The organism is Nocardia anaemiae NBRC 100462 (genome assembly GCF_001612725.1).
Taxonomy (GTDB): Bacteria; Actinomycetota; Actinomycetes; order Mycobacteriales; family Mycobacteriaceae; genus Nocardia; species Nocardia anaemiae.
The window spans coordinates 1-4489 of sequence record NZ_BDAZ01000112.1 but is presented as its reverse complement, the minus strand read 5'-3'; the positions used below and the strand labels follow the sequence as shown (position 1 = coordinate 4489).

The following is a 4489-nucleotide window of genomic DNA, read 5'->3' as shown; positions in this document are numbered from 1 at the left end:
CACATGCGCCGCAGCCACCTCACCGATCGAATGACCCGCCACAACGTCAGCGCGCACACCCCACGATTCGAGCAAACGGAACAACGCCACCTCGAAGGCGAACAAACCCGCCTGAGCGAACACCGTCTGATCAACCAGATCACCATCGGCCAACGCCACACTCAGCGAAACCGGTTGCCCCAGAAGCGGATCCAGCTCAGCAACGATCGCGTCGAAATGCTCGGCAAACACCGGATACGCACCATGAAGCCCAGCGGCCATGCCCGCCCACTGCGCACCCTGACCCGAAAACACCACACCCGTCGAACCCGACACCACACGACCCGACACCACACCCGGAGTGGCCTCACCACGACCCAACGCTTGTATACCGGCCAACAGACCGTCACGCTCGGGCGCCAACACCACAGCACGATGCTCGAACAACACCCTCGAAGTCACCAACGAGAACCCGACATCAATCGGATCATGGTCCTCGACATGCGCGGCCAGACGCCTGGCCTGTTCAGCAAGAGCCTCACTCTTGTGCGCCGAAACCACCCACGGCAGCAGCCCACCAGCCGGAACGGTCTTGACCACCGGTACGAGAGCCGGGTCCGCGACCGGCCCCTGTTCCACAATGAGGTGAGCATTGGTACCGCTGAGGCCGAACGAGGACACACCCGCACGACGCGGCCGATCGCCCGCAGGCCACGCCACCGAATCGGCCAGCAACCGGATATGGCCTTGGGTCCAATCGACTTTGGTGCTGGGCTGATCGACGTGCAGCGTTTTCGGCAGCACGCCGTGGCGCATCGCCATGACCATCTTGATCACACCACCGACACCGGCCGCGGCCTGAGCGTGACCGATATTGGACTTCAACGACCCCAACCACAACGGACTATCCGGATCACGGTCCTGCCCATACGTGGCCAAAAGCGCTTGCGCCTCAATGGGATCACCCAAAGTGGTCCCCGTGCCGTGGGCTTCAACCGCATCGACCTCGACCGGCGACAGCCCGGCATTCGCCAAAGCCTGACGGATCACCCGCCGCTGCGAGGGACCATTCGGTGCAGTCAAACCATTCGAGGCACCATCCTGATTCACCGCCGAACCAGCAACCACCGCCAAAACCTGATGACCATTGCGCTGAGCATCGGACAAACGCTCCAACACCAGAACACCCGCACCCTCGGCCCAACCCACACCATCGGCCGAGTCCGCGAACGACTTACAGCGTCCATCCGGGGACAGACCCCGCTGACGACTGAACTCGAGGAACATGTCGGGCGTGGCCATCACCGCCACACCACCGGCCAAGGCCAGATCGCATTCACCCGACCGCAACGACTGCGCGGCCAAATGCAGCGCCACCAGCGATGACGAACACGCCGTATCCACCGAGACGGCCGGACCCTCCAACCCGAGCGTGTAGGCGATGCGACCGGAGACCAAGCTTCCGCCCGCGTTATTACCGGTGCCGGTTCCCTGGGCGTAATCGTGATACATCACGCCGGTGAACACACCGGTCGAACTGCCACGCAGGACATCTGGATCGACACCGGCGCGTTCCAATGCCTCCCACGAGACCTCCAGCAGCAACCGCTGCTGGGGATCCATCATCGTCGCTTCATTAGGGCTGATCCCGAAGAAATCCGCGTCGAATTCGGCTGCCGAATAAAGGAATCCACCCTGACGGGTATACGTCTTGCCCACCTTGCCGGGCTCCGGATCGTAGATCGCCTCGATATCCCAGCCACGATCCGTCGGCATCGCACCGTTGGCATCGATCCCGTCGACGACCAACCGCCACAGGTCTTCCGGCGAGGCGACGCCACCCGGATAGCGGCAGCTCATCGCCACCACGGCAATCGGGTCGTCGTCGACAGTTCTGCTGGCAGTGACCTCGATGTCCTGGTGGGTGCCGGTGAGTTGGGAATCGATGAACTCGGCGACGATCTGCGGGTTGGGCTGATCGAAGACCAGCGTGGCAGGCAACTGCAGACCCGTCGCGGCATTGAGCTTATTGCGGAACTCGACAGCGCTAAGCGAGTCGAACCCGAGTTGCTGAAAGGCCTGCTGGGGCTCGACGGCATCGATGGATGCGTGTCCGAGGATCTCGGCGGCTACCGATCGAACGAGGTCGAGCAGAGCACTCCTGCGATCGGTATCGGATAGACCTGCCAGCTTGCGCGCAAATGCTTGTCCCGCTGGGGTTCGATTGTTGCGGCGCACCGGTGCCGGTGCGATCGCGCGGACGAGAGCGGGAATCTGCTCACCCCGGGTTCGAAGCACAGCCGGGTCAACCCGCAACCCCACCAACTGGGCAGCATCGGTAGTGATCGCCGCATCGAACAACGCCAAACCATCGACCTCGGAAAGCGGCGGGAAACCCTGCCTACGCATCCGATCGAAATCATCCTCGGACAACTCGACACCAAGACCGCTCGACCGCGCCCACAGGCCGTAATCGATAGCGGTCGCAGGCAGCCCCAAACTGTGGCGATACGCCGCTAACGCATCCAGGAAGACATTCGCCGCGGCATAATTCGCTTGACCAGCCGCTAGAACAAGCCCACCCGCCGACGACAACAGCACGAACAACGACAGCGGGTGCTGGCGAGTGAGTTCGTGCAGATGCCACGCCGCATCGACCTTGGGTCCGAAGACATGGTCGATCCGGTCCGCGGTGATCGACTCGATCACACCGTTATCGGCGGTTCCAGCCGCATGCACCACACCCACCAGCGGATGCTCGGCCGGGATGGTGTCCAGCAACGCCGCGAGTGCTTCACGATCAGACACATCACACGCGGCAATACGCACCAGCGCGCCGAGCTCCACCAACTCATCCCGCAACTGGATAGCACCGGGAGCATACAGGCCACGACGAGACGTCAAAACCAGCTGGCGCACACCATGTTCGGTCACCAGATGCCGAGCAATCACCGCACCCAAACCACCCGTGCCACCAGTCACCAGAACGGTGCCCGGCTCGGACAGTCGCGCGATCGTGCCCGGTGCGTGACGGCTCAACCGCGGCACGAACAGCGCCGAGCCGCGTACTGCAGCCTCCGGTTCCATCACAGCGGTCGCTGCCACCGTTGCGACAGCGACCGCGTCACGGTCCTGGTCGGGCTGACCCAGGTCCAGAAGCTGGAACCGACCCGGATGCTCAGCCTGCGCGGCACGCAACAAACCCCACACCGGCGCCTGACCCAGATCCACCCGCTCCGAAACAGCAACAGACACAGCCTGCCTGGTCAACACAACCAAACGAGAGTCAGCGAAGCGACTATCGCTCAACCACAGTTGGACCGTATCGAGAACCCCCGTGACAACCTGCCGCGCCGCCTCCGGCGCCACACCGTCATAGCGCGGGCACTCCAACAACACAAAGTCGGGGACAACCGAATCAGCAGCCGCATCGAGATCAGCGATCAACGCCGCGAGATCGCGATAACCCCGCACCGCACCGGAATTCTGGCTCCCACCCAGTACCGCCACACGGCCCGGCTCGATCGTCCCTGCCGAAACCGTCGGAGCGGTAACCCATTCCACGCCGAACAGAGCATCCGACACCCGGTCGGCGCTCAGGCGCTCAGCCGACACCGGCCGAGTAACCAAGGACCCCACCGACATCACCGGTTGGCCCTGCTCATCGGCTATCTGTACGGCGAACCTGTCACCCTGAACCACGATTCGGACCCGCACCGCGCCAGCGGCAGCCGAGTACGACACCACTTTGTTCCAGGTGAACGGCAGCGCCGGGAAACGCTCGACACCACCGCGAAGACCGTGCACTATCCCGGCATGCAAAGCCGAGTCGAACAATGCCGGATGGATCCCGAAACCCTTGGCCTCCTGCGGATCCGGCAGCGCGACCTCGGCGAACAACTCATCACCGCGCTGCCACGCCGCCCGCAAACCCTGGAAGAACGGACCATACCCGTACCCGATATCGAGCAGCTCGTCGTAGGCACCGTCAACGGGCACCGGCTGGGCACCGGTCGGAGGCCACGAAGTCAGATCGAAGTCGGCCATCACTTCATCCGGGGCGAGAACACCCTCGGCGTGCAGCGCCCACGGACCCTCGACCGTCTGCCGAGAATGGATACTCAACCGCCGACGACCAGCATCATCCGCGGCGGCCACCACCACCTGCACCGAGACACTGCCCTCCCCCGGCAACGTCAACGGCGTCTGCAGAACGAGTTCGTCCACCACGGCACAGCCCAACAGGCCACCGACATAGCTGGCCAGCTCCACGAACCCGGTGCCGGGGAGCAATACGGTACCGAGCACGCTGTGGTCGGCCAGCCATTCGAGAGAACTCACCGACCACCGGCCGGTGAAGCTGACCCCACCCGAATCCGGATGCGGCACAACCGCACCCAGCAATGGATGATCCACCACATCCAGGCCGACAGAGCTGACCCCACCCAGCTCGGCTCCCAGCCAGGACTGCGAAAGCATGTGCTTGGCGTCGAGCCAGAAACGCTCGTGT

At 63.6% G+C, this 4489-nt stretch carries 1 protein-coding gene; it reads right to left on the bottom strand.

All coding sequences use genetic code 11. The annotated features are described in order from the left end of the window. Nucleotides 1–4489: type I polyketide synthase (locus NA5_RS38560; protein WP_157110905.1), on the bottom strand; the 4489-nt coding region annotated here is incomplete at both ends.